The sequence below is a fragment of the Actinomycetota bacterium genome (assembly GCA_030017835.1).
Taxonomy (GTDB): Bacteria; Actinomycetota; Aquicultoria; order UBA3085; family Oleimmundimicrobiaceae; genus Yes70-04.
This window is the reverse complement of sequence record JASEGU010000074.1, coordinates 1-503: the sequence shown is the minus strand read 5'-3', so window position 1 is coordinate 503 and position 503 is coordinate 1. Positions and strand designations below refer to the sequence as shown.

General features: G+C 60.2%; 1 protein-coding gene. It reads right to left on the bottom strand.

Annotated features, from left to right (window positions below; genetic code table 11):
- Positions 1 to 503, bottom strand: a 503-nt coding sequence (locus tag QMD53_07235; protein MDI6800427.1) for an AMP-binding protein, incomplete at both ends; no start/stop codon positions are given.

The following is a 503-nucleotide window of genomic DNA, read 5'->3' as shown; positions in this document are numbered from 1 at the left end:
CCACGGCCCAGAACCGGTCGAAATCCGGATAACTCGGCACGCCCTCGAACATCACGGAAGTAAGGGAGTTGATCAGGGGGCCGTAGACGATGTAGCTGTGGCCGGTGATCCAGCCGATATCGGCCGTACACCAGAAAAGTTCGTCGTCTTTTAAATCAAACACCAGCCGCGTGGTCATGGCCGCATACAGGAGATAACCGCCGTGGGTGTGCACCACGCCTTTGGGTTTGCCGGTGCTGCCGCTGGTATATAGGATGAACAGGGGGTCTTCGGCGTCCATGATTTCGGGCTGGACGTAATCGGGCAGGCCGGGGTCGGCTTCGAGTTCATGCCACCAGAATTCACGGGGAGCCTTGAGATGAATCCCCGAGTTGGTGCGATTGACCACGATGACGTTCTTGACGCCGGGGCAGGTGATCAGGGCGGTATCCACGTTCTGCTTCAGGGGGACGGGTTTTCCGCCACGGAAGCCGCCGTCGGCCGTGATGACCAGCCGGGCGTCG